Annotated in this window: 5 protein-coding genes, 1 tRNA gene and 1 pseudogene; 1 reads left to right on the top strand and 6 read right to left on the bottom strand. The window is 38.4% G+C overall.

All coding sequences use genetic code 11. The features are described from left to right. Positions 1 to 443: ISAs1 family transposase (locus ABPH35_RS10545; RefSeq protein ID WP_368849785.1), on the bottom strand; the 443-nt coding region annotated here is incomplete at its 3' end. Between the two features lie 180 nt (positions 444 to 623). On the opposite strand from ABPH35_RS10545, the gene ABPH35_RS10550 reads away from it, so the two are divergent. After that, positions 624 to 694: transfer RNA gene (locus ABPH35_RS10550), tRNA-Cys, on the top strand. A gap of 231 nt (positions 695 to 925) precedes the next feature. Here the strand turns inward: ABPH35_RS10550 and ABPH35_RS10555 are convergent. From ABPH35_RS10555 to rpmG, 5 genes and pseudogenes are all read right to left on the bottom strand, one after another. Beyond that, positions 926 to 1222 (bottom strand): annotated as a pseudogene (locus ABPH35_RS10555) (transposase); the annotation flags it as partial. Positions 1223 to 1640: 418 nt separating this feature from the next. Further along, positions 1641 to 1946, bottom strand: coding sequence for a DUF4298 domain-containing protein (locus ABPH35_RS10560; RefSeq protein WP_349989636.1), 306 nt, complete (start codon positions 1944 to 1946; stop codon positions 1641 to 1643). Between the two features lie 382 nt (positions 1947 to 2328). Next, positions 2329 to 2868 carry a transcription termination/antitermination protein NusG gene (nusG, locus tag ABPH35_RS10565; protein ID WP_349989637.1) on the bottom strand — a complete coding sequence of 180 codons (540 nt, stop codon included), beginning with the start codon at positions 2866 to 2868 and terminating at the stop codon, positions 2329 to 2331. Positions 2869 to 2954: 86 nt separating this feature from the next. Next, positions 2955 to 3131 (bottom strand): preprotein translocase subunit SecE, encoded by a 177-nt coding sequence (secE, locus tag ABPH35_RS10570; RefSeq protein ID WP_349989638.1) that lies wholly within the window; start codon positions 3129 to 3131, stop codon positions 2955 to 2957. A gap of 9 nt (positions 3132 to 3140) precedes the next feature. Next, entirely contained in the window at positions 3141 to 3293 is a 153-nt protein-coding gene (gene rpmG / locus ABPH35_RS10575; protein WP_349989639.1) for a 50S ribosomal protein L33, read from the bottom strand. Positions 3294 to 3487: the final 194 nt, after the last annotated feature.

A 3487-nucleotide genomic window follows, 5' to 3' on the forward strand; every position in this document is an offset into this window, starting at 1 on the left:
ACTTGACCGTAGGAAATCCCTAAATCTGTCGCATAGGCGGAGACAATATGTAAGGCTTTCTGGTGTTGGCTGGCATTACCTCTAATTGTCTTTCCGTCAATGGCTATCAGGCGTTTCGAAAAACGAGTAAAATGTTTAGCTGATACCTCTGCCTCTTCAAGAAGAGCAGACCACATCTGTGTCACTTCTACTAGAACTTGAGGATCTAGAGTCGCAAAAACTCGTTGCAGCGTATCGTGAGACGGAATCCCATTTTCTAACTCCAACACGGTTCGCAAGGAAGACTCATAGGCAGTCCCAAACTCCTCAATTTCATCCCAATATTCTGCACCTGATAGACGCGCAAAGAAAATAAGCAAGACAATATCTGACAATGTGTGCTTAATTTTCCAGGATTCTCTATCATCACGGACACCTATCAAGAAATCCAGTCTCTCATTCATAACAAAATCCTCCACTATCTCTAGTATAGCAAAGGATTCGAGCTTAGTTTATGAAACTGTTATCTGAAAACGAGACTTTCTTCATGCGTTTGTCGTGTATTTTAGCTCCTAATAAATTCTAATCAAGCACATTTACCACTTGACCAATCGCCTTTTTTTCGGTAGAATATTATTTGTTACGGCGGTATAGCCAAGTGGTAAGGCACGGCTCTGCAAAAGCTTGATCGTCGGTTCAAATCCGTCTACCGCCTTTCAATTCCTGATTTATCAGGATTTAACCGAACAAAAAGCCCATTAAATCGGGCTTTTTTCTACCATTTGTCAAGCATAATGCGGTTTCTGACTCAGAAATATTTGTGAAAGTGTATCAAGAGAGTCATTTGAGGAGGCGTTTGTGCTATTTTGTGCTATCTTTAAAGAATTTAGGTACAGAACTAGCATTTTTTAAAACAAGGTGTTAGAATTATAGGGCATAGGCGACTTTACTGATTTTGGGTTGAAGTATAATCGTAGAGTTTGTTATGCGTTATGAGGTAATACATCGTCCTGATGAGGCGATGTATGGAGGCAATCGTATGTGGCTTAGTTGACGTCACCTGCGATTGTCTTTTTCGTTTCTCATAGAAATCTGCGATATGGCAGGGATTAGTGTGACTAGCTGCAGCGATGTTGTGGATGCACTTGAATAGAATCTTTCTCACGTAAGGGTTCCCGCGTTTGGTGATATGTTCTTTGGCTAAGAAGTTCCCAGATTCATAGTGTCTGAGATCAATCCCAAATACTGTACGCATGATATTACCTCTTTATCTTGTTTGATTCCTTGTTTTAGTGATGTCATTTTCAATACTCGACGTCTAGCATCCCACATACTTTGATAACATTCTCCCTAAAACAGGTGTCTTGCCAGTTTTGAGTACGACGTCCAGCGTCAAAAAGCCCCACGACTTCACAAGACACCTCTACTTTAACACAACGAAAAAGTAGTGACTACTCTCTCCCGTCGGAGATTTCCTCACTACTAATCTTAGTATGTTTTGATTTTTAATTAGGAAAACCATTGATGCTTTTGGACAAAAAATAACCAACCTTTCGGCTGGTTATTTTCGGAGATTATGAAAAATTTTAGGATTTGAGTATAATATAAACTAAACAGGGTTAAAACACATCGGTCTTAAGATGTAGATTTTCCCCTTTTTTCTATTTAGAAGAATTTTCCTCGTACCCTAGCCTCCTCATCTTCTTCATCAGCTCATGATAACGAACTATGGTATTATAGACAGCATCTTCTGATAAGACTCCGCGCGCCAGATTTTTTGGAAATTGTCTTGCCTCATCCATTTGATAGTGATGCAACCACTCCTTGCTTTCATAATAAGCAAACAAGCTAGCTAAGCTAGATTGAAACTGTTCAAACACTTCTACAGACTGTTCCAAATTTGTCAACACTGTCTCTGCTTGATTGAGGATTTTTTCCATTTCTTGGATCTTTTTGATATCATTCATAGTTTCAGTATAACAAAAACACTAGCGAATTTGCTAGTGTTTTAAGGAGATTATGAAAAATATTTAGGATTGAATATAGCATAACTTCTTTTTGCCCAAATGAAATCAGTCTCCAGACCGATATTGTCTATCTTTCGTTAAAAAGTACAAAAGGGAGTGGGACAAAAGTCCTCGACCTCATTATTTTTGTAGATTTAACAGTTCAGCACAGTAGTTGTCTGGTTTATCAAATCTTGATAAATCAACATTCTACAAACCTAGTCAACCTTGCGCGGGTATTAACAGTCCAGTGGACTGTTAATACTTGAGCCTAGAAATGAGAAAGCGAAATTGACAAAATCGATTTCTACGAAATCACGATTTTTGTCCCACTCCCCATTCATTATAATTCCGCAATTTGGCTCAAATTCACTTCAGCAATGGTGTCATTTCCAAACATGGAAATGACCATTTTTACCTTATTGTTGTCAATTTCAGTAATTTTTCCCGTATAGTCCGTAAAGGCTCCGTCGATAATCCGAACCGTATCGCCCACCTTGACATCAATGTCAAATTCTTGAACGGTTTGTCCCATAGACACGAGGATTTGACGAATTTCTTCTTCCAAAAGTGGCGTTGGTTTTGAACGATTTCCGTGTGATCCGACGAATCCTGTAACGTTTGGTGTATTCCGCACGACAAACCAAGCTTCATCAGTCATGACCATTTCGACCAAGACGTATCCTGGGAAACGGTTTTCTTCTACTTCTTTGATTTCACCATTTTTTTCAACTTGGACGGTCTGAGTAGGGATTTCCACACGAAGGATATTTTCAAGCATATTATAGGTATGCGCCCGTTGAAGAAGGTTTTCTTTGACCTTATTCTCATATCCTGAATAGGTTTGAAGTACAAACCAGCCTTTATCAAAACTATCTAACATAGCTCGCTTCCTTTCATAATAAAAAAGCCCGAAGGCTTTCCCTTTTCTTCATTATAGCATGGCCATTTTTGTCTTGCAAGTATTTTCTAGAAAAGATTGATGAGGCTAATCAATCCTTTTGACAGCACAAGGTCAAAGAGATAAATGATTACCACAAAAAACGCTGTATACTGTACAACAGATACAAAATCTTTCCAACTTTGCTTTCTCGTTGGCCAAGTCGTATCTTTTAAAATACGCATAATATCTTTTAAAAATTTCACAACAAACTCCTATCTGGTCTCTTTGTGGACGGTGTATCGACCACAATGTTTACAATATTTATTCACTTCTAATCGTGTCGGCTTAGGATTGCTTGAGAGTTTGATTGAATAATTTCGCGATCCACAGACTGCACACGCTAGGCTTGCTTTTTTCAGTGCCATAAAGCCCTCCATCTTTGCTATTCTACCATGTTTTTTAAGATTTTGCAACTACTCAAACCAACTCTTTCACGACAAACGCATGAAAACCTTCTCGAGATGTTTTTGTGTCCCAAAGTCATTTTTGAATTGAGAGATAAGTTTGATAATCATGATACTTAACCTACTTTCCAAATAATTGTGGTAAATAATCATCT

The sequence above is a fragment of the Streptococcus handemini genome (assembly GCF_040984445.1).
GTDB classification, from domain to species: Bacteria; Bacillota; Bacilli; order Lactobacillales; family Streptococcaceae; genus Streptococcus; species Streptococcus handemini.

Bases quoted from the DNA above. Each gene is read 5' to 3' on its own strand.
- nusG (WP_349989637.1), bottom strand. From the start codon at position 2,868: ATGTTAGATAGTTTTGATAAAGGCTGGTTTGTACTTCAAACCTATTCA.
- rpmG (WP_349989639.1), bottom strand. From the start codon at position 3,293: ATGGCACTGAAAAAAGCAAGCCTAGCGTGTGCAGTCTGTGGATCGCGA.
- ABPH35_RS10560 (WP_349989636.1), bottom strand. From the start codon at position 1,946: ATGAATGATATCAAAAAGATCCAAGAAATGGAAAAAATCCTCAATCAA.